Raw genomic sequence first — 26405 nt, 5'->3', positions numbered from 1 at the left:
CGCAAAACCCTGTGGGAGCGGGCTTGCCCGCGATGAGGCCGGTACAGTCAGCGAAAGATTCAATGCCGTTTGATGAACCCCGTCAACGCCGCCAGCGCCTCCGGCGATCTCAGCCGCTGGGTAAACAACGCCCCCTCCTCTTCAATCACCTTGCGCAACAACTCTCGATCCGGCGCCTTCATCAATTGCTTGCTGATCCGAACCGCTTCCGGTGGCAGCGACTCGAAGCGCAGCGCCATCTCCCGCGCCCTGGCCAAGGCTTCTTCGCCACTGCCCAGCGCTTCGGACGCAATGCCCCACGCCGCAGCCTGTTCACCATTGAAACCCTCACCGAGCAGCAACAACTCCGCCGCTTTCGCCTGCCCGAGCAAGCGCGGCAGGATCAGGCTGGAGCCGAACTCCGGACACAGGCCAAGGTTGACGAACGGCATGCGCAAGCGCGCATCGCGGCTGACGTAGACCAGGTCGCAATGCAGCAACATCGTTGTGCCAATCCCCACCGCCGCACCGGCCACGGCGGCGATTACCGGTTTGCGGCATTCGAGCAGATTGAGCATGAACCGGAACACCGGGCTGTCGAGGCCGGTCGGCGGTTGCTGGATGAAATCGGCGATGTCGTTGCCGGCGGTAAAGCATTCGGCGGAACCGCTGATCAGCACGGCATTGATTTCGGGGTCGCTGTCGGCCTGTTTCAACGCCTCGGCCAGGTGGCTGTACATGGCGCGGGTCAGGGCGTTTTTCTTGTCCGGGCGATTCAGGCGCAGGGTCAACAGGCCGCGTTCGCGTTCAACTTGGATGGCATCGGTCATGGCAGGTCTCGCGTCTGAAAAGTCAGCGCTCAACCACGGGGCAGGAACACATCGGCCAGCAGTTGATTGCGCGGCAATCCCGCCAGGTACAGGCGCCGGGCAAAGGCGTCGACACTGTCGGGGGCTCCGCAGAGTAAGGCCAGGGTTTGCCGCGAAACAAGGCGCAGTTGCGCCAAAGCCGCTGGCAACTCGGCCGGGGTCCACAGTTCGACGCTCAGGTTCGGACGGCTGGCGACCATGGCCTGCAGGGGTTTGTCCAAATAGTGTTCATCGGCATCATGGGCCAGGTGAATGACGCGGATCGCGCCCTGGTGATCCTGGCGCAGCGCTTCGCGCAATACGCCAAACAATGGCCCCAGCCCGGAGCCGGCGGCCATCAACCACAACGGCCGGGCGTGCCAGTCCGGATCGTAATGCAAGGCGCCGCCGCGCAGTTCTCCGAGGCGGATCGGATCGCCGATGCGCAATTGCCGGGCGGCATCGCTGAATTCCCCGGGCTTGCGGCAATCGAGATGAAACTCCAGAAAACGGTCTTCCTGCGGCAGGCTGGCGAGTGAATACGGCCGCGCCACGCTGCCCGCCCACAACACCAGGTGCTGACCAGCGCTGTAGCGCAAGGGTCGCTGGGGGATTACGCGTAGACGCAGGACCGTGGCACTCAACCAATCGACGGCAGCGACTTCGGCCGGACGGCCATCGGTTTGCGGGTCGAAGGCGTGCACCTGCAAATCCTCGACCACCTGGCACTGGCACGCCAGGCGCCAGCCTTGCTCACGCTGCTGCGCGCTCAAGGCATCCGGGCGACTGTCACTCGGCAGCCCCCGCACACACTGCACCAGGCACGCATGGCAACTGCCGGCGCGGCAGCTGTAAGGCACCGGCACGCCGTTCTGATTCAGCGCGTCGAGCAGATTGCTGCCCGCCGCCACCGACCAGTGGCGCTCGCCGACCCGCAGTTCAGGCATCGACGATCTCCCACGCCGCCGCGCAGCGGTTGCGGCCGTCACGCTTGGCGCGATAGAGCGCCTGATCCGCCCGATGCAGGGCGTCATCGAGGTCGTCGCCGCGCGCCAGCAAGGTCATGCCGGCAGACAGGCTGAGGTTGCGCACATTCAGACCGATCAACTCGACATCAGTAAACGCGATGCGCAGCCGTTCGCAGCACGAGGTCAAACTGTCGGCATCGCAGTCGGGCAACAACACCACGAACTCTTCACCGCCGTAGCGGGCCAGAACGTCACCGTCGCGCAGGCAGGCGGTGGCGACGCCGGCAAAGGCTTGCAGGACCTGATCGCCCGCGGCATGACCGTGCAGGTCGTTGATGCGTTTGAAATGGTCGAGATCGATCAGCGCCAGGCCGTGCACGACATCGGCGTCCATGGCGTTCAATTCGCGCGACGCCAGGCGCAGGAAGTGCCGGCGATTGAACAGACCGGTGAGCTCGTCGGTGGCCACCAGGTCTTCGAGCTGGCGCATCATCCCGCGCAACGTGTCCTGGTGCGCCTGCAAGGCAAAACGCCGCTGGCGCATACGCTGCCGCGAGGCCTGGACGTAACGTGCATACAACACCAGCCACACCAGCACGATGAACAGCACACAGACCTGCAACACCGCCATGGCCGGGTCGGGCAACCGGAAGTGGTAGCCCTCCCACAGCGTGATCGCACTGAAACTGAATAACACCAGCAGCGCGCAACGCACAAAGGACCGGCGGGACAGGTGAAACAGGCCGAACAGCAGGATCAGCACGTAAAACACCAGGAACGCGCCCCGGGCTTCGTCCAGGTGGGCGATCAGCCAGGTTTGCCAGCCCAGCCCCAGCAACACTTGTGCCTCGGTCAGGCTGGGGTCGGCGAAACGCAGATTGCAGCCGCTGTAGAACACGGCAAACAGGATGACCTGACTGGTCACTACCAAGGCGCTGCCGATGGCGACACTGGACAGCGGCGCATCGTAGTGACCGGTAAAAAACGCCAGCCACAACAACAGCAATGCCAGGGCATAGGTGCCGGCCGCGAGGGCGAAACGTTTGAGCAACAGGCGCTGGATGGCGTTATGGGTCAATCGTTGACTCACCAGATGAAAGGAGACTGACAGAGCGTCCTACTCTACAGACCGCATGTCACTTTAGTGGCGTGGCCGATAAATGACCATTCAATTTTCGGGATGGCCTTATGCGACCAACGATTGACTGCCGGCGCGTGTGCCGGCCCGGAAGGCGCGGTATACTGCCGCGCCTTTTTAGCGTCGCGCCAGCTTGCCCGGCGTGCCTTGAAAGGTGCTTGCAACCGACCGATGCACCCAAGCTGCAAGCACCTTATTGAATGTTCCCGTCTTTTAGAGGAGCGCGACTCATGACCGTGATCAAGCAAGACGACCTGATTCAGAGCGTTGCCGACGCCCTGCAGTTCATTTCCTATTACCACCCCGTGGATTTCATCCAGGCGATGCACGAAGCCTACCTGCGCGAAGAATCGCCAGCGGCCCGTGACTCGATGGCACAGATCCTGATCAACTCGCGCATGTGCGCCACCGGCCACCGCCCGATCTGCCAGGACACCGGCATCGTCACCGTGTTTGTCCGCGTGGGCATGGACGTGCGCTGGGATGGCGCCACCATGGGCCTGGACGACATGATCAACGAAGGCGTTCGTCGCGCCTACAACCTGCCGGAAAACGTCCTGCGTGCTTCGATCCTCGCCGACCCGGCGGGCGCTCGCAAGAACACCAAGGACAACACCCCGGCCGTGATCCACTACTCCATCGTTCCGGGTAACACCGTGGAAGTGGACGTGGCGGCCAAGGGCGGCGGTTCCGAGAACAAGTCGAAAATGGCCATGCTCAACCCGTCCGACTCGATCGTCGACTGGGTTCTGAAGACCGTTCCGACCATGGGCGCCGGCTGGTGCCCACCGGGCATGCTCGGCATCGGCATCGGCGGCACCGCCGAGAAAGCCGCGGTCATGGCCAAGGAAGTGTTGATGGAGTCCATCGACATTCACGAGCTCAAGGCTCGCGGCCCACAGAACCGCATCGAAGAAATGCGCCTGGAGCTGTTCGAGAAGGTCAACCAGCTGGGCATCGGCGCCCAGGGCCTGGGTGGCCTGACCACCGTGCTCGACGTGAAGATCATGGACTACCCGACCCACGCCGCGTCCCTGCCGGTGTGCATGATCCCGAACTGCGCCGCCACCCGTCACGCGCACTTCGTGCTCGACGGTTCCGGCCCGGCTTCGCTGGAAGCGCCACCGCTGGACGCCTACCCGGAAATCGTCTGGGAAGCCGGCCCGTCGGCCCGTCGCGTCAACCTCGACACCCTGACCCCGGAAGACGTGCAAAGCTGGAAGCCGGGCGAAACCGTCCTGCTCAACGGCAAGATGCTCACCGGCCGCGACGCTGCGCACAAGCGCATGGTCGAGATGCTGAACAAGGGCGAAACCCTGCCGGTGGACCTCAAGGGTCGCTTCATCTACTACGTCGGCCCGGTCGATCCGGTCGGTGACGAAGTGGTCGGCCCGGCCGGTCCTACCACCGCCACGCGGATGGACAAGTTCACCCGCCAGATCCTCGAGCAGACCGGTTTGCTGGGCATGATCGGCAAATCCGAGCGTGGCCCGACCGCGATCGAAGCGATCAAGGACAACAAGGCCGTGTACCTGATGGCCGTCGGCGGCGCCGCTTACCTGGTCGCCCAGGCGATCAAGAAGTCCAAGGTGCTGGCGTTTGCCGAACTGGGCATGGAAGCGATCTACGAGTTCGAGGTCAAGGACATGCCGGTCACCGTTGCGGTCGACAGCAAGGGCGAGTCCGTACACATCACCGGTCCTGCCATCTGGCAGAAAAAGATCAGTGAAAGCCTGGCGGTGGAAGTGCAGTAAACGCTGACAGGGCTCCATGAGAACCGGTCTGCCAGCAACGGCAGACCGGTTTTTTTACGCCTGATAAAAAGTGATCGAAGGCTCGAACCTGCGCATCTTTTGATCTGAAAACACCGGGGTGACCTGTCAGATCTGACAGGTTACAGCCATCAGTGTCGCTGATAGCTTGAATGCACTCGATGCACTCTCTGTCACGGCGGACACTTCCATGGCAACTGAACAGCAAGGCACCATTGAAATCAACGCCCCCGCCCTCCCCAAGGGCGGAGGTGCCATCCAGAGCATCGGCAAGGGCTCGGGTGGTGTCGGTAGCAAAGGAACCGCATCACAGGAACTGCCGCTGCCAATCAGCAAGGCACCCAATCGTGGGCTGGTTCCGCCCCTGAGCCTGGGTTACAGCAGCGACGTCGGCAACAGTCCGTTCGGCATCGGCTGGCACCTGACCACCAATGCCATCACCCTGCGCACCGTCAAGGGTGTGCCGAAGTATGACGGCAACGATCAGGTGGTCGGCCCCGGTGGTGATGTGTGGATGCCCGAGAAGAATGACGATGGCAAAGTCATTTCAAAATCGGTATCCGAATACAACGGCGTTCAGTTAGGTGCTCACCAGATCGTGCGCTACTGGCCGCGGGTCGAAGGCGCTTTCGATTTGATCGAACACTGGACCAAAGAGGGTGATGCCGACAATCCAGCGGGCTTCTGGCTGATCCACGGTGCGGACGGCAGCTTGCACTGCTACGGCAAAACCGAAGCGTCACGCCGGGCCGATCCGATCGAAAAGTCCCACGTCGGTGTTTGGCTGATCGATGAAAGCCTGAACCTGCGCGGTGAACATGTGGTGTACCTGTACCAGGCGGAAGTCGAAGCGCCGACCGCCCCGCAGTTCCGCGACTTCCGCAGCCAGCGTTACCTGCGTCGGGTTCTGTACGGTAATGCCCAGGCCAACGCCAACCTGTATGCATGGAAAGCCGATGGCTGGAAAGACGCGACCTGGCATTTCCACCTGCTGTTTGACTACGGCGAACGCAGTGCCGACCTGACGCAAGTGCCGGTTTACGACTTGCCCGGCATAGAACGTGGCGAGTGGGGCGCACCGCGCAAGGACCCCTTCTGGAACTACGCCTACGGGTTCGAACTGGGCTCCCGGCGCCTGTGTCGCCAGGTCCTGATGTTTCACCAGTTCACCGAAGAACTGGGTAACGACCCGGTGCTGGTCCAGCGCCTGCTGCTCGAACATCGCCCGAGCGCGCTGGGTTACAACCATCTGACCGCCGCGCACATCCAGGCCTATGACAACCAGGGGCAGATGGAAAGTCGCCCGCCCATGGAGTTTTTCTACAACCCGTTTGAACTTGACCCCACGCGCGAAGGTTACAGCGAGTTCCCCGAGATGCCGGGGCTCAATGACGGTCAGCGCTATCAACTGGTGGACTTGTATGGCGAGGGCATGCCCGGCGTGCTGTTCAGCAGCGACAAGGCCTGGTACTACCGAGAACCGCTGCGCGCCGACAGTGGTGGCAACGACGTGAGTTATGGCGACTGGGAGTTATTGCCCGGTATTCCCGTGGCCGATAGCAGCAAGCCCATTCGCCAGTCCCTCAGCGACCTGACTGGCGACGGCAAGCTCGACTGGGTAATCGCCCGCCCCGGCCTGTCCGGCTTTTTCACCCTGAATCCCGACCGAAGCTGGTCGAACTTCGTGGCCTACCTGGCGTGTCCCAATGAGTTTTTTCATCCCATGGCGCAATTGGCGGACCTGGTGGGTGACGGCCTGACCGACCTGGCCTTGATCGGCCCGCGTAGCGTGCGCCTGTATTCAAGCCGTCGCGCCGTCGGGTTCAGCCATGGGGCCAACGTCCCTCATGACGACGACTCGCTGCCCCTGTTGAGCAGTACCCAGACCGAACTGGTGGCATTCAGCGATCCGCTGGGCAGCGCGACACAACACTTGATCCGCATCCGCCACAACGAAGTCAAAGTCTGGCCGAATCTGGGCCATGGAAAATTCGGCAAGGGTTTCATCCTTTGCCAGCTGGATTTCAAGTATGCAGAGTTCGATTCGTCGCGGGTGCGGCTGGCGGACCTGGACGGCTCGGGCGCGGTAGACCTCATCTACCTGGAGTCCGACGGTTTCCGGGTATACATGAATCATGGCGGCAAAGGCTTCGAAAAGGACCATGTGAAAATGCCATGGCCGCAAGGCGTCCGCTACGATCGCTTCTGCCAAGTGAGCATCGCAGACGTGCAGGGGCTGGGTTGTTCCAGCCTGATTCTGACCGTCCCCCACATGAAACCCCAGCACTGGCGCTATGACTTCGTCAGCGCCAAACCCTATCTGGTGAGTGCCAGCCACAACAACATGGGCGCCGTGACGGGTGTGAATTACCGCAGTTCGGCCCAGGAATGGCTGGACGAAAAAGCCGATCTGATCGCGGCCGGCAAAGCCCCGGTTTGTCATCTGCCATTTGCCATGCACCTGGTCAGCCAGCAGACTCAACTCGATGAAATCACCGGCAATCGACTGACCCAGTGCTTCACCTATCGCGAGGGTTTTTACGACAGTTACGAGCGCGAGTTCAGGGGGTTCGGCCTGCTGCTGCAGACCGATACCGAAGCTTCGGCGGCTGAACGCTCAAGCCTGGGTTTCACCGCGCCGATCCTGAGCAAAACCTGGTTTCACACCGGCCGCGCCATCGACATGCGCGACGACGGTTACTACGCCGGCGACGCAAAGGCAGTGCCACTGCGCCCGACGCTTGTGCACGAGTACCACCTCAACGACGCAGCGGGTCGTGTGATCGATCCCGACGAAGACCTCGCCCGCGAAATAGCTCGTACCCTCAGCGGCTCGGTGTTGCGCGCGGAGGTGTTTGCCGCCGACGACGATCCCGAAACGGCCGTGCCCTACTCCGTGCAGGAAAACCGCGCGCTCATTCGCCAGTTGCGCCCCAAGGGCAAACATCATCCCTATGCCGTGCTGCAATCATTGGCGCTGGAAAGCATCGCTTACCAATACGAGCCGCAGGTGGCCGACGACCCATTGGTCCAGCACACACTCAACCTGCAGTGGGACAAGTTCGGCAGCCTCACCCACGGTTTTGTCGTGCACTACGCCCGGCGCAAGACCGACAAGGACAGCCCGCCCTTCGCCGTCGAAACGCCTGGCGACGAAAGCGATGAAGACTACGAAAACAGATGGTGGCTGGACGCCCATGACGAAGCACAACAATGCTGGTACCTGACCGAAGCCAAGGCCGAGTACCGCCATCTGGAAGACCCTGACGGTTGGCGTCTGGGCCTCCCCTATCGTCAGCGCGGCAATGCACTGGTGCTGGAAAAGGACGAACTCAAGCCTGCCGACATCCACCACGAAAACTTCCTTGAACGGGCCGTCGACGGCGGAGCCTGGGCAACCAGCGCGGTGCTGACCGGTTTGTCGCTGCAGCGCTATCAGGATCCGGCCACAGGCCAATTGCTGGAACCGGACAAACTGATACCCACCGCCCTGCCCGACTACGCGGAAACCGCCGAGCTGGACGCCACCGCCCTGAGCGCCTACGACAAGCTCAAGGACGAAAATGGCAACATGCCGTTCAATCTCAAGAAAAAGCTCGAATCCCCTGAAGTCGGTTACCACATCATGGATCTGTTCTTGCCCGACGCTCCTGCTGGTGAACCCGAAGACCCGACCGATGCCAAGAGCTACCTGTGGTCCGTGCGCAAAAGCTTCCCCACGTACCATGGCCTGGACAGCTTTTTTAACGTCGAGAAATTCCAGCAGACCAAGAGCCATGGCATCACCACGGTCGCCTATGACAAGCACTGGTGCCTGAGCACCGCCGTAACCCTGCCGGATGGCTGCACGACACGGATTCTCGATGTCGACTACCGATCGTTCCTGCCCGCAGGCATCATCGACCCCAATCAGAACACCCAGGAGGCGCGCTACAACGCGTTCGGCGAAGCGCTGGTGACCAGCTTCCACGGCACGGAACTGGGTGTCGAGGTCGGTTTCGACCCGCTCAGCGGCTACCAGCCACCGGAGGACCGCACGCCAGCGGGCGCTATTGCCGACAAGCACAAAGCCATCGGCAACTACGCCACCGCCACGTTCTCTGCGCCCTTCAGCTGGATGGGGAAAATTCCCCCGAGCGATCCTTCTCAATGGCTGCATTGGGCCCGCAACGAAGGTTTTGTATTGCCCGACGGCCATATCTGTAGCCGGGCTCGTGTGCATCTCGAGGGCTTGCAAAACCCTTCCGCCGACGAGCAGCGGCTTCAGCGCCACATCGAAAATGCTCATCGCGAACCCGTACATGTCGTCACCTTGCAGGCCGACCGCTATCCCGGCGATCCGGAGCTGCAAATCCGCGCGGCCATCGCCTGCTGGGACGGTTTCGGCCGTTCCCTGCAAACCAAGCAAGAGGTCGAACCAGGCCTGGCGTGGTGGGTGGACGAAAAAGGCGAACTGACACCCGACAAATACGGCCGCCCCAAGGAGGCAGAAGCAGCCCGGCGCTGGCGGGTCAGCGAGCGGGTCGAATACAACAACAAAGGCGAGAAAGTGCGGATCTATCGCCCGTACTTTGCCAGCGCCTACCGCTACATCAACGACGCCTCGATTCGCGAGACGGGCTACCACGACCAGCAGTTCTACGACGCCGCCGGCCGGCCGACACACACCGTGCTGGCGAAAAAAATGTTGCAGGGCGACCCGCCGCAAGAGAAACCGTTGCGCCGCGAACAACGCTATCGCACCTGGTACACCATTGCCTTTGATGAGAACGACTTGTTTGATCCGCCGCACGCAAAACGGCAGACGAACTGGACAATCCATTGAACGCCTGACAAGTCGTTGAGCAATGGGATGGCCGAGGTTGTCAAACACAGCCTTGGCTGATGCGGGGCGGCGGATCTCCTGCAACCCTTGTCTCTCCAAGCGGGTGCACCATGCTATCGTGCCCGCCCGACTTTCTACCTGTTTGTGCCAGCATGCTGCCGATTTCCCGTAACGTGCGTTTGTCGCTATACATCCTGCTGATCATCGCTGGCGCAGGCATCGCCGCCACCCTGGCCATGCGCCACGCCGTACGCCAATCCATGGTCGAAGACGCGGCCCGCGCCAATCAGCAACTGGCGCTGTACGCCACGTCCCTGCATACCCTGATCGAACGTTACCGCGCCCTGCCCGCCGTGCTGGCGCTGGACCCGGAGTTGCGCTCGGCGCTCAAGGGAGCGGTGAGCCCCGAGCAGCAGGATGCGCTGAACCGCAAACTGGAAAAGATCAACGGCGCGGCCGAATCCTCGACCCTGGAACTGCTCGACCGCACCGGCCTCGCCGTGGCGGCGAGCAACTGGCGATTGCCCAGCAGTTATGTCGGCCACAACTACGGTTTCCGTCCCTATTTCAACCAGACCCGCACCCAGGGCACCGGGCGTTTTTACGCGGTGGGCGTAACCAGTGGAATCCCCGGCTACTTCCTCTCCAGCGCGGTCACCGATGACGACGGCCAGTTTCTCGGCGCCATGGTGGTGAAACTGGAATTCCCCGAACTGGAACGTGAGTGGCGTCAGGGCAACGACACGCTTTTGGTCAGCGATGCCCGCGGGATCATCTTCATCGCCAACCAGCCGGGCTGGCGCTATCGCCTGCTCAAGCCGCTGAGCGACAGCGATCACGCCGAACTCAAGAGCACCCGCCAGTACGATAAGCAGCCGCTGACGCCGCTCGGGTTTCAATCGTTGCGGCGCTTCGACGACAACAGTGATCTGGCTCGGGTCGATGGCCCCGACGGCAAGGCGGATTACCTGTGGGAATCCCTGCCGTTGACTACTGAAGGCTGGACCTTGCACCTGCTGCGTCGACCGCAAGTCGCTTTCGAAGACAGCCGCAACGCAGCGCTTGCCGCGGCCGGGCTGTGGCTGACCCTGGTGTTCCTGTTGCTGTTTCTCAACCAGCGCTGGCGCCTGGCCAAACTGCGCCAGCGCAGTCGCGAAGAACTCGAACAGCTTGTAGAAGAGCGAACCCGCGACCTGCGCACCGCCCAGGAGGGCCTGGTGCAATCGGCCAAGCTCGCGGCGCTGGGGCAGATGTCCGCCGCCCTCGCCCATGAGATCAACCAGCCGCTCACCGCCCAGCGCATGCAGCTGGCGACCTTGCGCCTGCTGCTCGACCACGGTCGTGTCGACGACGCCTACAAGGCGCTCAAACCGGTGGACGAAATGCTCACGCGCATGGCCGCCCTCACCGGTCACCTGAAAACCTTCGCGCGCAAAAGCCCCAGCGGTTTGCGCGAACGCCTGGACCTGGCGGCGGTGGTGGACCAGTCGCTGCAACTGCTCGACACCAGGTTGCGTGACGAACAGGTCAGCACCGTGCTGCACCTGACCCGTCCGGCCTGGGTGCGCGGCGATGCGATACGCCTGGAGCAGGTGCTGATCAATCTGCTGCGCAACGCCCTCGACGCGATGCAGGACAAACCCTGCAAACGCCTGGAAATCCGCCTCGAAGCCGACGAACAATTGTGGCGCCTGAGCGTGATCGACAACGGTGGCGGTATCGCCGAAGAGAACCTGCCCAAGGTCTTCGATCCGTTCTTCACCACCAAACCGGTGGGCGATGGCCTGGGGATCGGTCTGGCCGTATCGTTTGCCATCGTTCACGAGTCTGGCGGGCGCCTGAGCGCCGACAATCATGACAAAGGTGCCGTGTTTACCATGACCTTGCCCATCGACCTGGAGGTGCATGCACCATGCTGAACTCAGTGATGGTGGTCGATGACGAAAGCAGCATTCGCAGTGCCGTCGAGCAATGGTTGACCCTGTCGGGTTTCGAGGTGCAGCTGTTCAGCCGCGCCGATGAGTGCCTGGCGCAGTTGCCCAGGCACTTTGCCGGGGTGATTCTCAGCGACGTGCGCATGCCCGGCATGACCGGCCTGGAACTGCTGGCCGAAGTACAACGCCGGGATGCCGATTTGCCGGTGATCCTGTTGACCGGCCACGGCGATGTACCGATGGCCGTCGAGGCCATGCGCGACGGCGCCTACGATTTCCTCGAAAAACCCTTCAGCCCGGAAACCCTGCTCGGCAGCCTGCGCCGCGCCCTCGACAAGCGCCGGCTGGTGCTGGAAAACCGCGCCCTGCACGAGCAGGCGGACAACCGCGCCAAGCTGGATGCGACGCTGCTCGGCGTGTCCCGGGGTTTACAGACTCTGCGCCGGCAGGTGCTCGATCTTGCAACCCTGCCGGTCAACGTACTGATTCGCGGGGAAACCGGTAGCGGCAAGGAGCTGGTCGCGCGTTGCCTGCACGACTTCGGGCCGCGGGCCGACAAGCCGTTTGTCGCGCTCAACTGCGCGGCCATCCCCGAACAACTGTTCGAGGCCGAGCTGTTCGGGCACGAGAGCGGCGCGTTCACCGGGGCGTCCGGCAAGCGCATCGGCAAACTCGAGTACGCCGACGGCGGCACGCTGTTTCTCGATGAAATCGAAAGCATGCCGCTGGCCCAGCAGGTGAAGCTGCTACGGGTGCTGCAGGAACAAAAGCTTGAGCGACTGGGCTCGAACCAGAGCATCCGCGTGGATCTGCGCATCATTGCCGCGACCAAACCGGACCTGCTCGACGAAGCGCGGGCCGGGCGTTTTCGCGAAGACCTGGCCTATCGCTTGAACGTTGCTGAGTTGCGCCTGCCGCCCTTGCGCGAACGCCGTGAAGACATTCCGCTGCTGTTCGAATCCTTTGCGCATAACGCCGCCGAACGGCTGGGGCGTAAATTTCCACCATTGAGCGGCGCGCAGTTGAGCCACCTGCTGAGCCATGACTGGCCGGGCAACGTACGCGAACTGGCGAACGTCGCCGAGCGCCAGGTACTGGGGCTGGGTGAACCGGAGCCCTTGGGCATCGACCCCGGCCAGTCACTGGCGGCGCAGCAGGAAGCGTTCGAGGCGCAGTGCCTGCGTGCGGCATTGACCCGGCACAAGGGCGACGTGAAAGCGGTGCTAGAAGAACTGCAACTGCCACGCCGGACCTTCAATGAAAAGATGCAGCGGCATGGGTTGAGCAGAGAGATGTTCCTGTAGCGTCTGAACCGGCCTCTTCGCGGGCAAGCCCGCTCCCACAGTAATCCAGGCGTTCATAAATTTTATGGATACCCCATAAACCTGTGGGAGCGGGCTTGCCCGCGAAGGGGCCAGCATAGGCAATACAAACACCCCTGCCGATAAGCAAATTTCCGCTCACCGCCCGCCAAAAATAAGCGGATTTCCGCTCACCGAAACACCCTCACCCCTCTAAACCGGCCCTCTCCCCGTTGGCACAGCTCCTGCTATAGCCCAGTCAGGCTGCGTTTCATCGCGCTCCACAAAAACAATTAAATGAAGGATCCTTCAATGGATAACTCCAACTCCCTGCCGCTTGGGTCGGCTGCCGTGCCGGCCAAGGAAAGAACCACTTCCAGTCGGATCAAATCGATCTTCAGCGGTTCCGTCGGCAACATGGTCGAGTGGTACGACTGGTACGTCTACGCCGCCTTCTCCCTGTACTTCGCCAAGACCTTCTTCCCCAAGGGCGACACAACCGCCCAACTGCTCAACACCGCCGCGATCTTCGCCGTGGGCTTCCTGATGCGTCCGATCGGTGGCTGGCTGATGGGCCTGTATGCCGACAAGGTCGGGCGCAAAAAGGCCCTGATGGCCTCGGTGTACCTGATGTGCTTCGGCTCGCTGCTGATCGCCCTGAGCCCGGGTTATGAAGTCATCGGCATCGGTGCGCCGATCCTGCTGGTGTTCGCACGCTTGCTGCAAGGCCTGTCGGTGGGCGGCGAATACGGCACCTCCGCCACTTATCTCAGCGAGATGGCCACCAAGGAGCGTCGCGGCTTCTACTCCAGCTTCCAGTATGTGACGTTGATTTCCGGTCAGCTCATCGCCCTGGCGGTGTTGATTGTCCTGCAGAACTTCCTGACCACCGAGGAGCTGTACGCCTGGGGCTGGCGCATTCCGTTCGCCATCGGCGCGCTGTGTGCCGTGGTCGCGCTGTACCTGCGTCGCGGCATGGAAGAGACCGAGTCGTTCACCAAGAAGGAAAAAGCCAAGGAAAGCGCGATGCGCACCTTGATGCGTCACCCCAAGGAACTGCTGACCGTGGTCGGCCTGACCATGGGCGGTACCCTGGCGTTCTACACCTACACCACCTACATGCAGAAATACCTGGTGAACACCGTCGGCATGAGCATTTCCGACTCCACCACCATTTCCGCCGCCACGCTGTTCCTGTTCATGTGCCTGCAACCGATCGTCGGCGGGCTGTCGGATAAAATCGGTCGCCGGCCGATCCTGATCGCCTTCGGCGTTCTCGGGACGCTGTTCACCGTGCCGATCCTCACCACCCTGCACACCATCACGACCTGGTGGGGCGCGTTCTTCCTGATCATGGCGGCGCTGATCATCGTCAGCGGCTACACCTCGATCAACGCCGTGGTCAAAGCCGAACTGTTCCCCACCGAAATCCGCGCCCTGGGCGTAGGCCTGCCGTACGCGCTGACCGTCTCGATCTTCGGCGGCACCGCCGAATACATCGCGCTGTGGTTCAAGAGCATCGGCATGGAAACCGGTTACTACTGGTACGTGACCGCGTGCATTGCCGTGTCGTTGCTGGTGTACGTCACCATGAAAGACACCCGCAAGCATTCGCGGATCGTCACTGACTGATCGCCACCGACGCTCACTGCAACGGTGAGCGCCAAGGCCCTTCGCGATTGAATTCGCGAAGGGCGCCATTCGTCTCCCCCTCCAGCAAGATAATCATCGGTTAATGCACCGGCAGCAGCCTTTTGCTGAGTGCATCCAGATCGACAGGACGCACGTATATCCGTTACGGGCCTCGAAGGAGTCCCTGAACGTACCCATCGCGCACGTACCTGGAGTACCTGTCATGAAAATCCGATTGATCCTTGCCCTGACTCTCTCCGTGCTGGCTGCCAATGCCTTTGCGGCCGACGGCTACGACAAAACCGGTTCGGCCTCGTTCGGTTCCGGCGCCAGTGCCGCCATCGAACACAGCCAGTCCGGCACCTATGCCTCTGACGGTTTTGATAAAACCGGTAGCGCTGAAGCTATCGGCTGATCTGGAAGGTAACCTGTAGGAGCGAGCTCGCTCGCGATGGTCGTCAACGATAACGTTGGTTGGCAGGTGCCCCGCAGCGCTCTCAGGTTTTTCGCGAGCAAGCTCGCTCCTACAGTGATCGTCATCCGACTGGAAATCCGCGGCGCGTGCTTGCACCATGCACGTCTCCCCGCAAGCTCTGGAAATTTCCATGCCCGACGACATCCACTTCTACGAACCCGCCAACGGCCACGGCCTGCCCCACGATCCGTTCAACGCCATCGTCGGCCCGCGCCCCATCGGCTGGATCTCTTCGCAGGATGCCGAAGGCCGCTTGAACCTGGCGCCCTACAGCTTTTTCAATGCCTTCAACTACATTCCGCCGATCATCGGGTTTTCCAGTGTCGGGCGCAAAGACAGCCTGAACAACATCGAGCAAACCGGCGAATTCGCCTGGAACCTGGCCACCCGGCCGCTGGCCGAGCAGATGAACCAGAGCTGCGCCATGGTCGGGCCCGAGGTCAACGAGTTCGAACTGGCCGGCCTGACCACCGTTGCCTCCAGGGTCATTCAGGTGCCACGGGTGGCACAAAGCCCGGTGTCCTTCGAGTGCAAGGTCACGCAGATCATTCAGTTGCAGCGGGCGGACGGCAATGTGGTGCCCAGCTGGCTGATCCTCGGCGAAGTGGTCGCCGTGCATATCGCCAAATGGCTGTTGAAGGACGGGGTATACGACACCGCCGCGGCAGAACCGATTCTGCGCGGCGGCGGGCCGGCGGATTACTTCCAGCTGGGGCCTGAGGCCTTGTTCAAGATGTACCGCCCAGGGGCGAAGAAGTGATTACCAGAGCAGGTCGGCGTCTTCCTTGACGTCCTTGAGGTGGGTCAGCTCCTTGGCCGCTGCCAGATCGGCGTCATGGGCGGTCTTGAAGACCTGGCCTTCCAGCACTTTGTGAAAACGCGGGGCGCCGGCGCCGCCCAGCGCTTTGACGGCGATAGCGGCGTGGTAACCGCCCTCGCCCGGTACTACAGCGGATACAGCTTCGAAGTGATCAAAGGCTTTACGTGCCATGTCGCGAGTCCTGGCTGGTTGAGAATGCCGTCATTAAACCCTCAACCGGCCAGTTTGTGTACCGCCGCACCTGACTGACCGAGGGCCTGCGCCGCCGACACCTCCTTGAAGGTGTGGAAGTCCAGGCTGTCGACAACCAGTTCCTGGACCAACTCGGCAAAAACCTCCATCGCCGGGGTGCTGAAGTACGCGGTCATGGCTTGTTGATTGCTCCAGAAACCGGACACCAGCCACAACTGCGGATCGCATTGCGAATGCTGCAAGGCAAAGCTCAGGCAGCCTGGCGCTGCGCGGGACGGGTCGATCAGGGCGCTCAGACGCACACCGAGTTCCGCCGAGCGCCCGGCGCGCGCTCGGACGAAGGCCATATGACTGACGGGGATTTGCTTGGACATGTTCAACCCTCCCGGGGAGTCGCGTGGCAGCCGGGGGACGGGCTGCGACAGGATCAAAGGTTAAGGGTCGCGACGCCTGCCTCGTTAGTCGATTCCTGCCGGCGCGTTGCACAATCCTGCGAAACTCTGTGGAAGGCCTGTAACAAGCTGTAAAACCCTGTCACGGTTCTGCCCTACGAGTTTCAAGCAAGTTCTTGCGGCACAAGGCTCTAGTGTTAACACCGCCGGTCGTCTCCGGGCAGAATCAGGCAAGCATCCGGCAGGATGTGTCTACCGCTCTCACTTGCACAAACATATGCTCTGCTCCATTCCCTCCATGCCTAGCCGAGGATGCCGCGCATGTCGTCGTTCGATCACTTTCAAGCCCCGCTGGACACCGACATGGAAAAGCAGCGCGCGGAACTGGCGGCGATCATCCGCCGCAACACCACCGAAGATGGCAGTTATGCCACGGCCATCGGCTCGCTGTTCATGTCTCGCCACAGCCAGTCCCACGAGTTCGCTCCGGTGCTCGCGCAACCGGCGCTGTGCATCATGGCCCAGGGGCGCAAAGAGGTTCAGCTGGCCAACGAGCACTTCAACTACGACCCGTTGAACTACCTGGTGGTCTCGGTCTCGATGCCGCTGAGTGGACGGGTGGTGGACGTCTCGGCCGAGGAGCCGATCCTGGCCTTGCGCCTGGACATCGACCCGACGGAAATCACCGCGCTGATCGCCGATGCCGGCCCCCTCGGCGTGCCCACCCGGCAGACCGGGCGCGGGCTGTATGTCGAAAAACTCGACACCGCGATGCTCGATGCCGTGCTGCGCCTGGCGCGTTTGCTGGACACCCCGAAAGACATCGCCATGCTCGCGCCGCTGATCCGCCGGGAGATTCTCTATCGCCTGTTGCGCAGCAAGCAGGGGCATCGGCTGTACGAAATCGCCATCGCCAACAGTCAGAGCCATCGCATCAGCCAGGCGATCAAATGGCTCAACGGCAATTTTGAACAGCCGTTGCGCATCGATGATCTGGCCAGGGAAGTGAATTTGAGCGTGTCGACCCTGCATCACCGCTTCAAGGCGATGACGGCGATGAGCCCGTTGCAGTATCAGAAGCAGTTGCGCCTGCAGGAAGCGCGGCGGTTGATGCTGGCCGAAGGGCTGGAGGCTTCGGCGGCGGGGTATCGGGTCGGGTATGAAAGCCCTTCGCAGTTCAGCCGGGAGTACAGCCGGTTGTTCGGGGCACCGCCGTTGCGGGATTTGGCGCGGTTGCGCTTGTCGGTCTGATCCGCAGGTTGTGGTGTTGCCGATGGCGCTATCGCTGGCAAGCCAGCTCCTCCAGTGATCTGTGGCGTTCACAGAACCTGTGGGAGCTGGCTTGCCAGCGATGAGGCCAGAGAGGCCAACATCAAATCCGGATCAAGCTCCCAAAACTCGGCACGCCTGCGCCGGCAAGGTCACCGACACCGGATGCCCGACGCTCAGGCCAAAACTCTGGCACGGCGTGCTCAGCGCGGTAAACGACACCCCGGAACACTCCACCGTGGTCTCGATGGTCGCGCCGATATCACGCACGAACGTCACCTTGCCCAGCAAGCGGTTGCCCGCCGTCGCCTGGGGCGCCGACAGCTGCAGGTCTTCCGGGCGGATCAGCATCTTCACTTTCTCACCGACCACAATGCTGCTGCAGATCGGCACTTGCAGCGCATCGCCGCCTGGCAGGCTGACCTTGCCGTCGCCCAGCGCCGTGGCCGGGAAGATGTTGCCCGAGCCGATGAAATCCGCGACGAACTCGTTGGCCGGGTGCCGGTAGATCTCGATCGGCGTGCCGACCTGCTGCACTTTGTGCTCACCCAATACGACGACGATATCGGCCATGGTCATGGCCTCGCGCTGGTCGTGGGTGACCATGATGGTGGTGATGTTCAGGCGTTGTTGCAGTTGGCGGATTTCCACCTGCATCGACTCGCGCAGCTTGGCGTCCAGCGCCGACAGCGGTTCGTCGAGCAGGAGGATTTTCGGGTGATTGGCAATCGCCCGGGCAATCGCCACGCGCTGGCGCTGACCGCCGGAGAGCTTGGCCACCGGGCGGTTGATCATCGGCTGCAGCTGGATCAGTTCCAGCAGTTCCACCACCCGCGCCTGCTGATCAGCCTTGCTGACCCCGCGCAGTTTCAGCGGATAGGCGATGTTCTCGCCCACGGTCATGTGCGGGAACAGCGCCAGGGACTGGAACACCATGCCGAAGTTGCGCAGGTGCGCCGGGGTGTGGCCGATGTCTTCGCCATCCAGGCGGATCTCGCCGCCGCTCAGGGTTTCAAGGCCGGCAATCATGCGCAGCAGCGTGGTCTTGCCGCAGCCCGACGGGCCGAGGAAACACACCAGTTTGCCCTCGGGCAAATGCAGGTTCACATCCTTTACCGCGCAGGCCGAGCCGTAATGTTTCTCGACGTTTTCCAGAATCAGACCAGACATAAGAAGCACCTCAAGAAATCAGAACGAAACGCCACCTTCACCGACCAGCTTCTCCAGCGCCCAGATCAGGACGAAGTCGATCAGCACGATCAGCACGGCAAACGAAAATACGGTTGGGTCGAGCGAAGACACGGTGCGGCTGTACATCCAGATCGGCACGGTCATCACATCGATGGTGTAGAGGAAGTAAGTCACGGTGAATTCGTTGAACGAGACGATGAACGCCAGCAGCATGCCCGCCAGGATCCCCGACTTCATCAACGGCACCACCACGTCGACAATCGCCCGCATCGGCGAAGCGCCGAGCATCTGCGCAGCCTCTTCGACTTCAGTGCCGATGGAGAGCATCGCCGCCGTGCAGTTCTTCACCACGAAGGGCAGCGCCAGGATCACGTGGGCAATCACCAGGCGCGAGGTGGTCATGTGGAACGGCAGGCTGTCGAACACCAGCAGCAATGCCAGGCCCAATACCACCATCGGGAACACCAGCGGCAACGACATCAGTTGCAGCGCCACGGCCTTGCCGCGGAACTCGCAACGGGTCAGGGCGTAGGCCGCCGGCACCGCGATGATCGTGGCGAAAACCATGGTCAGGCACGACACCATCAGGCTGGTGGTCATGGCCTGGCCGAGGCTCAGCACGTCGCTGGAATCCGGCGAGACGAAGGTGTTCCACGCGGCCTTGTACCATTGCAGGCTGTAGCTGCTCGGCGGGAAGTCGAGGTTCGACGCGCCGCTGAACGACATCACGATCATGGTCAGGATCGGCAACACCGCCAGCAGCAGGATGAAGCCCGAGAGGATACCGGCAAACTTGCCGGTTTCGCCAGGCAACAGCCCATAACGCTTCTTGGTCAGGGTGCTCATTGGGAAGCCTCCAGCATGCGCCGGCGACGGCCGGTGATGTATTCGGACAGGGTCATGATCGCCAGCGTAGTGACAATCAGCACCACACCGGCAGCGGATGCGGCGGGCCAGTTCATCAGCGGGGCGATCTGGTCATGCACCATCACCGCCAGCATCGGCACGCGCCGGCCACCGAGCAGCAACGGCACCACGAAACTGCTGGCGTTGTAGGCGAACACCAGGGTCGCACCGGTAATGATCCCCGGCAGACTCATCGGCAGCACCACCTGGCGGAACACCTGAAAGCGACTGGCGCCGAGGGTCGCCGCAGCTTCTTCGTAGCTGCGGGCGACGCCGCGCATGGCGCTGGCGATCGGCAACACGGCCAGCGGGAAAGCGGTCTGCACCAGGCCCATCAACACGCCGTTCTGGTTGTACAACAGCATGATCGGCCGCTTGATCAGGCCCAGGCCCATCAGGGTCTGGTTGAGCATGCCGCCGGGGCCGAGGATCACCAGCCAGCCGTAGCTTTGCAGCAGCAGGTTGACCAGCAACGGCAGCAGCACCGCCGCCAGGAAGATCCGTCGCACGAACGGCGAGGTCAGGCGCGACATGGTGTAGGCCACCGGGATCGCCAGGATCACGGCGATCACCGCGCTGATCAGCGCCAGGCGCAAGGTCAGCATCAGCGACTTGAGGTAATAGGGTTCCAGCAACTGGGCGTAGCTGGCCAGGCTGAACCCGGACCATTCCGCGCCCTTGGTGCCCACGCTCATGCGCAGGACCAGGAGGCTCGCGGCGATCAGCACGCCGAGAAACAGCATCGACGGCGAGAGGAAAAGCCAGGCGCGCGCCGTGGGTGAAACACCCCGGGCAACGCGCACGGGGGCGGCACTCACCGGATGGGTAAGAGGTTGGTGTTCCATAGCAAAGGTCTCGTCAATGGAAAGCAGCTGACGAACACAATCCTCAAAGTCACCACCAACCCTGTGGGAGCGGGCTTGCCCGCGATAGCGATCTGTCAGCCACATCATTGTCGACAGGAAGGCCGTCATCGCGGGCAAGCCCGCTCCCACAGTGTTTTGCGGTGTTCTAAAGAGTTGCGTACGTCACTCGATCAGGAAGAAAAAATTTCCGTGTAACGACGAATCCATTGGTCATGCACGCTGGCCAGGAAGGCGTTGTCGTGCATGATCGCCTTCTCGGCGATCTGCTCCGGCGTGAGGATGTACGGGCTCTTGCGCGCTTCGGCGGAGATGATCGCCTTGGCGTTGACCGGGCCGTTGTAGATGTCTTCAGCCATCTTGCCCTGCACCAGCGGGTCCAGGGAGTGGTTGATGAAGGCATAGGCCATGTCGGTATCGCCCGGACGGTTCTTCGGCATCACCGACAGCATCAGGTCGGTGTAGAAACCTTCCTTCATGCCGAACGTGGCGCCCAGGCCGTAGGCCGGATCGCGGATCTGTTTCGGGAAGAAGGCGGGTGCGTACAGGCCGCCCATGTCCAGGGAACCGGTGCGGAACAGCTCGGCGATCTGGTTCGGGTTTTCCCCCAGGGTCACCACACGATCCTTCAGCTCGGCGAGCTTCTTGAAGCCAGGTTCGATGTTGTGTTCGTCACCACCGGCCAGTTTGGCGGCGATGATGATCAGGTCCATGGCCTCGGTCCAGTTCGGCGGCGGCAGGAAGATGTTCGGCGCTGCGTCGGCATCCCACAGGGAGGCGTAGCTGGTCGGGGCTTCTTTCTGGGTGCGGGTGCTGTAGACCAGGCTGTTGCACCACAGCAGGTAACCGATACCGTGGCCATTGGCGCCGGTGCGGTATTTTTCCGGTACATCGACCAGGTTGGGAATGCGGTTGAGGTCGGGCTTTTCCAGCAGGTCGGCCGCGGCCAGACCTTCGGCGCCGACGCCTGCCAGGGTGATGATGTCGTATTGCGGACGATCACCGCCGGCCTTGAGCTTGGCGACCATTTCCGAGGTGCTGCCGGTGCGGTCGGCGATGACCTTGCAGCCGTACTTGTCCTCGAAAGTCGCGGCGATGTTGCGCAGTGCAGCCAGGCCGGTGTCATCGGACCAGGTCAGCAAACGCAGGGTCTTGCCGGCAAACCGTGTATCGCTGGCATTGGCCTTGATGAACGGCATGCTCATCGCCGCTGCTGCCACCGAGGCTACGCCCACGGTCTTGATGAATTGACGTCTGTTCAGATCATGCTCGCCCATTACGGACTCCCTTTGTTTTTGTAGGTATGAGGCAGGTCGAAACTGTTGTATCCGCGCATCCGGATCAGCGTTATCCCCCTTTGTTCCGGGGGCTTGGTTGAACCAGTGAGTTCATCCTGAGGTCGTGTAAAACCCCTGACTATCGATAAAAACTCATTGAAGCCATGACATCAGCGCATGCCTCCTGTAGGAGCGAGCCTGCTCGCGAAAGGTGCATGAACGACGCGGGCTATCTGACTCCCCGCGTCATCGTTCACGTCCATCGTCGGAGCGCCGCCCGGAGCCGGCTCGCTCCTACAGGAGAGAGGTGTCAGACGGCCCGGATCACGTGTTTGATTTCCTGGAAAGCCTGCAAGCCCCACGGCCCCAGTTCGCGGCCGATGCTGCTCTGCTTGTAGCCGCCCCACGCGGTCTGCGGGAAGATCACCTGCGGCGCGTTGATCCACACCAGCCCCGCCTGCAAGGCGTTGGCGACGCGGTCGGCGGTCTGTGCGTTGCGCGTGACCACACTGGCGACCAGGCCAAACTGACTGTCGTTGGCCAGGGCAATCGCTTCGGCTTCAGAGGCGAAACTGCGCACGCAGATCACCGGCCCGAAAATCTCCTCACACCACAGCGCACTGTCGAGGGGCACTTCGGTGAATACCGTCGGCTGCATAAAATATCCGCGCGGCAAGTCGGCGGGACGATTGCCACCGCACACCAGCCTGGCGCCGGCGCTCAAACCGCGATCGATGTGACCCAGCACGCGCTGGTATTGCGCCTGATTGACCAGGGCGCCCATTTCCACATCCGGGTCGAACGGGTCGGCCACGCGAATCGCTTCGGCACGGGCCTTCACCCGGGTGAGGAACTCATCGGCCAGCTCATCGGCGACCAGCACCCGGCTGGTGGCGGAACACATCTGACCGGCGTTGAAGAAACCACCGCCGCACGCCACCTCCACCGCCAGGTCGAGATCGGCATCGGCCAGCACCAGCAACGACGACTTGCCGCCCAGTTCCAGGCTCACGCCTTTGACGGTTTCCGCCGCGCGTTGCATGACCTGTACGCCAACCGCGTTGCTGCCGGTGAAGGAAATTTTGGCGATACGCGGGTCAGCCGACAGCGGCGCGCCAACGGCCAGGCCGGTGCCGCACACCAGGTTGAACACACCCGCAGGCAACCCGGTCTGGGCGATGATCGCCGCCAGTTCCAGCTCCGGCAGCGGCGTCACTTCCGAAGGCTTGAGCACCACGCAGCAACCGGCGGCCAGGGCCGGTGCAAGCTTCCACGCGGTGGTGACCATCGGGAAGTTCCACGGCACGATCAGGCCGACCACACCGCACGGCTCACGGCGCAGGCGCGCACTGAAGTCGTCGGTCGGCAGCTCGATGGCGCTGTCCTGCTTCGCGTCCAGGCCTTCGGCCAGACCGGCGTAGTACTCGAACGTGGCGATCACGTCATCGACGTCGATCGCGGCTTCGAACTGCGGCTTGCCGTTGTTGCTCGACTGCAGGTGCATCAGTTTTTCACGGTTGGCCTGCACGCCTTCGGCGATTTTGCGCAGGATTACAGCGCGCTCGGCACCGGTGGTTTTCGACCAGTCGGCGAACGCCTGGGTCGCCGCGCTCACCGCTTGATCAACAGCGCGCTCGTCGCCGCCATTGACCGTGGTCAACAGGGCTTCGGTCGCCGGGTTGATCACCCGCAGGTGTTCGTTGCCGGCCGACCATTGGCCGTTGATGTACAGGCCATCCAGGGTAGTCGGGAAGGTCATTTCGACACCGCCTGCATCCACTCGGCCTGATCGATTTCAATCAGGGTCGGGCCCTGGCGATCGTTGGCCACGCGCAATGCGCCGCGCAGTTGCTCGACATTGCTGACGGCTTCGGCCGCGCAACCCAATGCCTTGGCCACACCGATGAAGTCCGGGGTGTAGATGTCCACGCCGACCGGCTCGATGGCGCGGTTGACCATGTATTTCTTGATCTCTTCGTAGCCCTGGTTATTCCACAGCAGCACGATCACCGGGGTGCGCGCTTCAACGGCGCTGGCCAGTTCCGGCAAAGTGAATTGCAGGCCGCCGTCACCGATCAGGCACACCACTGGCGGGCGCTGACCGTTTTCAGTGCTGCCGCCGAGCCAGGCGCCAATCGCCGCCGGCAAGGCGTAACCGAGGGTGCCGTAACCGGTGGACGAGTTGAACCAGCGACGCGGGCGCTCCGGGTTGAACGTCAGGTTGCCGGTGTACACCGGCTGGGTCGAATCGCCGACGAACACAGCGTCCGGCAGTTCGTGCAGCACGGTTTCCAGGAAACGGGTCTGCGCCAGGGTCGGAGCGTCCCAGGTGGCGGCCAGGTCTTCACGCAGACGAGCGGCGCGTACCTGGCCCCAATCGTTGCGGCGCTCGGCCAGGGCTTTGTGCGACAAGGCGCTGAGCAAGGCCTGGGCGGCGTTGCGCGAGTCGGCCACCAACGCGACATGCGGTGGGTAGTTGCGCACGGTCTGGTCCGGGTCGATGTCGACGCGCAGCAGTTGGCCCGGAATCTCGAAGCCCCCGGCGAAGGTCACGTCGTAGTCGGTCTCGGCCAGTTCGGTACCGATGGCCAGGATCACATCGGCCTCGGCGACCAGCGCACGGGTGGCGACCAGGCTTTGGGTCGAACCGATCAGCAGCGGGTGACCGGAGGCAAGCATGCCCTTGGCATTGATGGTCAGCGCAACCGGCGCATCCAGCAGTTCGGCCAGCTGAGTCAGCTCGACCGCGGCGTCGATGGCACCGCCACCGGCGAGAATCAGCGGACGCTTGGCGCCGGCCAGCAGGTCGGTCATGCGCGACACGGCACTCGGCGAGGCACCGGCGCGGTCGATGTTGACCGGCAGGCTGCTGAGCAGGTCGTCGGCGTCTTCGACCAATACGTCCAATGGAATTTCGATGTGCACCGGACGCGGACGGCCGGCCTGGAACAGCGCAAAGGCGCGGGCCAGCACGCCCGGCAATTGCGCCGCCGACATCAGGGTGTGGGAGAACGCAGCCACACCGGCACACAGCGCGCCCTGGTTCGGCAGCTCATGCAGCTTGCCGCGACCGCCGCCCAACTGGCTGCGCGATTGCACGCTGGAGATCACCAGCATCGGGATCGAATCGGCGTAGGCCTGGCCCATGGCCGTGGTGATGTTGGTCATGCCAGGGCCGGTGATGATGAAGCACACACCCGGCTTGCCGCTGGTGCGGGCATAGCCGTCGGCCATGAAGCCGGCGCCCTGTTCATGGCGCGGCGTGACGTGGTTGATGCTCGAACGGGCCAACCCGCGATACAGCTCCACGGTATGCACGCCCGGAATGCCGAACACCTGCTCGACACCGTAGTTTTCGAGTAACTTGACCAATACTTCGCCGCACGTCGCCATGTCTTTGCCCTTCTTGTTCGTTTGAGACGCCGGGCATGCGCTGTGTTTATGATGGATTGGCAGGCCCGGGAATGGCCTCATTGGAACGGGCGACAGGTAGCCGCAACAATGGATAAAAAGTCATACTAGCCATGTCCTTACGTCATACCTTGGATCCCAATGAAACGACTGCCTCCCCTGCCGGCGCTGCACACATTCCTGATTACCGCGCAGTGCTGCAATTTCACACGGGCCGCCGAGCAACTGCACATCACCCAGGGCGCGGTCAGCCGGCAGATTGCCGGGCTGGAAGATCATCTGGGTTATGAGCTGTTCATTCGCCTGGCCCGGGGCCTGGACCTGACAGCCGAAGGACGGGAGTGGCTGCCACGGGTGCAGCAGATTTTCGGCCTGATCGACGAGGCGGTGGAGCAGATCGGCGAGAAGCGCGAAACCCTGCAGCTCAAGGCCCCGACCTGCGTCATGCGCTGGTTGCTGCCGCGCCTGTTGCAATGGCAAAGGGAACGCCCGGATGTACCGGTGGAACTGACCACCACGGTCAAGCACGGTGTGGATTTTCATCTCGAGCAGTTCGATGCGGCGGTGATGTACGGCGCACCGCCGGACAATTCATTGATGTCGCAAAAACTCTTCGACGAGCAACTCACGCCGGTGTGTTCCAGGCCGATGCTCGAAGGCCCCACGCCCCTGCAGGCGCCTGCCGATCTGCAACAACACCTGCTGCTGCACCCGACCCGCGACGAGCGGGACTGGAAAGCCTGGTTGAAGGCCGCTGACGTGAATTTGACCAATGTCGGCAAGGGCCAGCATTTCGAAACACTGGACCTGGCGATGTCGATGGCGTCCCAGGGCACGGGCGTGGCGATTGGCGACTGGTCGTTGATCGGCGATGACCTGGATGCCGGGCGGCTGGTCATGCCCTTTGATTTGAAGGTGCAAACAGGGCTGGCGTATTACCTGGTTTTCCCCGGAAAACCCGGGCCTTCGCCGAAGTTGCGTGAGTTGATGGGGTGGTTGGTGGAGCAAGCGCAGAGCCGCTGAAAAGCCCTTGTAGGAGCCGGCTTGCTGGCGAATCAGGCGATGCGGTGTGTCGGGCATGCCGTCATCGCTGGCAAGCCAGCTCCTATGTATGGACTCGCCCCCACTGTCTACCCGCTTTTGAAAAACCGCTGCCCCGTTGCATCTATGTATTAGGCCTATTCGTGGAAGCCGTCTTCGGCTTCTGGCCAA

The 26405-nt window shown here is 62.3% G+C and carries 19 protein-coding genes and 2 pseudogenes; 10 read left to right on the top strand and 11 right to left on the bottom strand.

Features of this window, described 5'->3' with window-relative positions; genetic code table 11:
• Positions 1-59: 59 nt before the first annotated feature.
• From EI969_RS19675 to EI969_RS19665, 3 genes are read right to left on the bottom strand one after another with little or no spacing between them, the layout of a single operon-like run.
• Complete coding sequence (locus tag EI969_RS19675; RefSeq protein ID WP_160389261.1) at positions 60-809, bottom strand: enoyl-CoA hydratase-related protein; 750 nt, start codon at positions 807-809, stop codon at positions 60-62.
• 29 nt (positions 810-838) lie between these two features.
• Positions 839-1774, bottom strand: coding sequence for an iron-sulfur-binding ferredoxin reductase (locus EI969_RS19670; RefSeq protein WP_160389260.1), 936 nt, complete (start codon positions 1772-1774; stop codon positions 839-841).
• Positions 1767-2873, bottom strand: coding sequence for a GGDEF domain-containing protein (locus EI969_RS19665; RefSeq protein WP_160389259.1), 1107 nt, complete (start codon positions 2871-2873; stop codon positions 1767-1769). Before EI969_RS19665 ends, EI969_RS19670 begins: the two co-directional genes overlap by 8 nt.
• A 290-nt stretch (positions 2874-3163) precedes the next feature.
• On the opposite strand from EI969_RS19665, the gene EI969_RS19660 reads away from it, so the two are divergent.
• The 8 genes and pseudogenes from EI969_RS19660 (at position 3164) to EI969_RS19630 (ending at position 15632) form a co-directional block, all read left to right on the top strand.
• The gene (locus EI969_RS19660) at positions 3164-4687 is read left to right on the top strand and encodes a fumarate hydratase (RefSeq protein ID WP_160389258.1); all 1524 of its coding nucleotides are present in this window, start codon (positions 3164-3166) and stop codon (positions 4685-4687) included.
• Between the two features lie 208 nt (positions 4688-4895).
• On the top strand, positions 4896-9530 hold the full coding sequence (locus EI969_RS19655; RefSeq protein WP_160389257.1) for a SpvB/TcaC N-terminal domain-containing protein: 4635 nt from the start codon (positions 4896-4898) through the stop codon (positions 9528-9530).
• 152 nt (positions 9531-9682) lie between these two features.
• Positions 9683-11449 (top strand): ATP-binding protein, encoded by a 1767-nt coding sequence (locus EI969_RS19650; protein ID WP_160389256.1) that lies wholly within the window; start codon positions 9683-9685, stop codon positions 11447-11449.
• Positions 11443-12812 (top strand): annotated as a pseudogene (locus EI969_RS19645) (sigma-54-dependent transcriptional regulator). The gene EI969_RS19650 and the pseudogene EI969_RS19645 overlap by 7 nt, the downstream one beginning before the upstream one ends.
• 265 nt (positions 12813-13077) lie before the next feature.
• Positions 13078-14397 carry an MFS transporter gene (locus EI969_RS19640; protein WP_160389254.1) on the top strand — a complete coding sequence of 440 codons (1320 nt, stop codon included), beginning with the start codon at positions 13078-13080 and terminating at the stop codon, positions 14395-14397.
• Between the two features lie 223 nt (positions 14398-14620).
• On the top strand, positions 14621-14812 hold the full coding sequence (locus EI969_RS19635) for a hypothetical protein (protein WP_160389253.1): 192 nt from the start codon (positions 14621-14623) through the stop codon (positions 14810-14812).
• Positions 14813-14848: 36 nt separating this feature from the next.
• Positions 14849-14956, top strand: a pseudogene (locus tag EI969_RS30630) (outer membrane lipoprotein carrier protein LolA); the annotation flags it as partial.
• A gap of 46 nt (positions 14957-15002) precedes the next feature.
• The gene (locus tag EI969_RS19630) at positions 15003-15632 is read left to right on the top strand and encodes a flavin reductase family protein (protein ID WP_160389252.1); all 630 of its coding nucleotides are present in this window, start codon (positions 15003-15005) and stop codon (positions 15630-15632) included.
• Here the strand turns inward: EI969_RS19630 and EI969_RS19625 are convergent, their stop codons facing one another.
• A complete protein-coding gene (locus EI969_RS19625; RefSeq protein ID WP_160389251.1) occupies positions 15633-15863 on the bottom strand; it encodes a hypothetical protein in 231 nt (76 codons plus the stop codon).
• Between the two features lie 41 nt (positions 15864-15904).
• On the bottom strand, positions 15905-16258 hold the full coding sequence (locus EI969_RS19620; protein ID WP_160389250.1) for a putative quinol monooxygenase: 354 nt from the start codon (positions 16256-16258) through the stop codon (positions 15905-15907).
• A 339-nt stretch (positions 16259-16597) separates the two neighbouring features.
• Here EI969_RS19620 and EI969_RS19615 point away from each other — a divergent pair, with 339 nt between their 5' ends.
• The gene (locus EI969_RS19615) at positions 16598-17527 is read left to right on the top strand and encodes an AraC family transcriptional regulator (protein ID WP_160389249.1); all 930 of its coding nucleotides are present in this window, start codon (positions 16598-16600) and stop codon (positions 17525-17527) included.
• A gap of 132 nt (positions 17528-17659) precedes the next feature.
• Here the strand turns inward: EI969_RS19615 and EI969_RS19610 are convergent, their stop codons facing one another.
• The 6 genes from EI969_RS19610 to EI969_RS19585 form a co-directional block, all read right to left on the bottom strand.
• On the bottom strand, positions 17660-18715 hold the full coding sequence (locus EI969_RS19610; RefSeq protein WP_160389248.1) for an ABC transporter ATP-binding protein: 1056 nt from the start codon (positions 18713-18715) through the stop codon (positions 17660-17662).
• Between the two features lie 18 nt (positions 18716-18733).
• The gene (locus EI969_RS19605; RefSeq protein WP_150719244.1) at positions 18734-19582 is read right to left on the bottom strand and encodes an ABC transporter permease; all 849 of its coding nucleotides are present in this window, start codon (positions 19580-19582) and stop codon (positions 18734-18736) included.
• Positions 19579-20487: an ABC transporter permease gene (locus tag EI969_RS19600; protein WP_160389247.1), complete on the bottom strand. Its 909-nt coding sequence runs from the start codon at positions 20485-20487 to the stop codon at positions 19579-19581. Before EI969_RS19600 ends, EI969_RS19605 begins: the two co-directional genes overlap by 4 nt.
• A gap of 191 nt (positions 20488-20678) precedes the next feature.
• Entirely contained in the window at positions 20679-21782 is a 1104-nt protein-coding gene (locus EI969_RS19595) for an extracellular solute-binding protein (RefSeq protein ID WP_160389246.1), read from the bottom strand.
• A 310-nt stretch (positions 21783-22092) separates the two neighbouring features.
• Positions 22093-23541, bottom strand: coding sequence for an aldehyde dehydrogenase family protein (locus EI969_RS19590; protein ID WP_160389245.1), 1449 nt, complete (start codon positions 23539-23541; stop codon positions 22093-22095).
• Positions 23538-25175 carry a 5-guanidino-2-oxopentanoate decarboxylase gene (locus EI969_RS19585; protein WP_160389244.1) on the bottom strand — a complete coding sequence of 546 codons (1638 nt, stop codon included), beginning with the start codon at positions 25173-25175 and terminating at the stop codon, positions 23538-23540. The genes EI969_RS19590 and EI969_RS19585 overlap by 4 nt, the downstream gene beginning before the upstream one ends.
• Before the next feature lie 159 nt (positions 25176-25334).
• Here EI969_RS19585 and EI969_RS19580 point away from each other — a divergent pair, with 159 nt between their 5' ends.
• Complete coding sequence (locus tag EI969_RS19580; protein WP_160389243.1) at positions 25335-26216, top strand: LysR substrate-binding domain-containing protein; 882 nt, start codon at positions 25335-25337, stop codon at positions 26214-26216.
• The last annotated feature ends 189 nt before the right edge of the window (positions 26217-26405 follow it).

It is taken from the genome of Pseudomonas sp. PB101 (genome assembly GCF_009764265.1).
In the GTDB taxonomy this organism is placed as follows: domain Bacteria; phylum Pseudomonadota; class Gammaproteobacteria; order Pseudomonadales; family Pseudomonadaceae; genus Aquipseudomonas.
The sequence above is the reverse complement of the archived record's forward strand: the minus strand, read 5'-3'. Positions and strand labels throughout refer to the sequence as shown.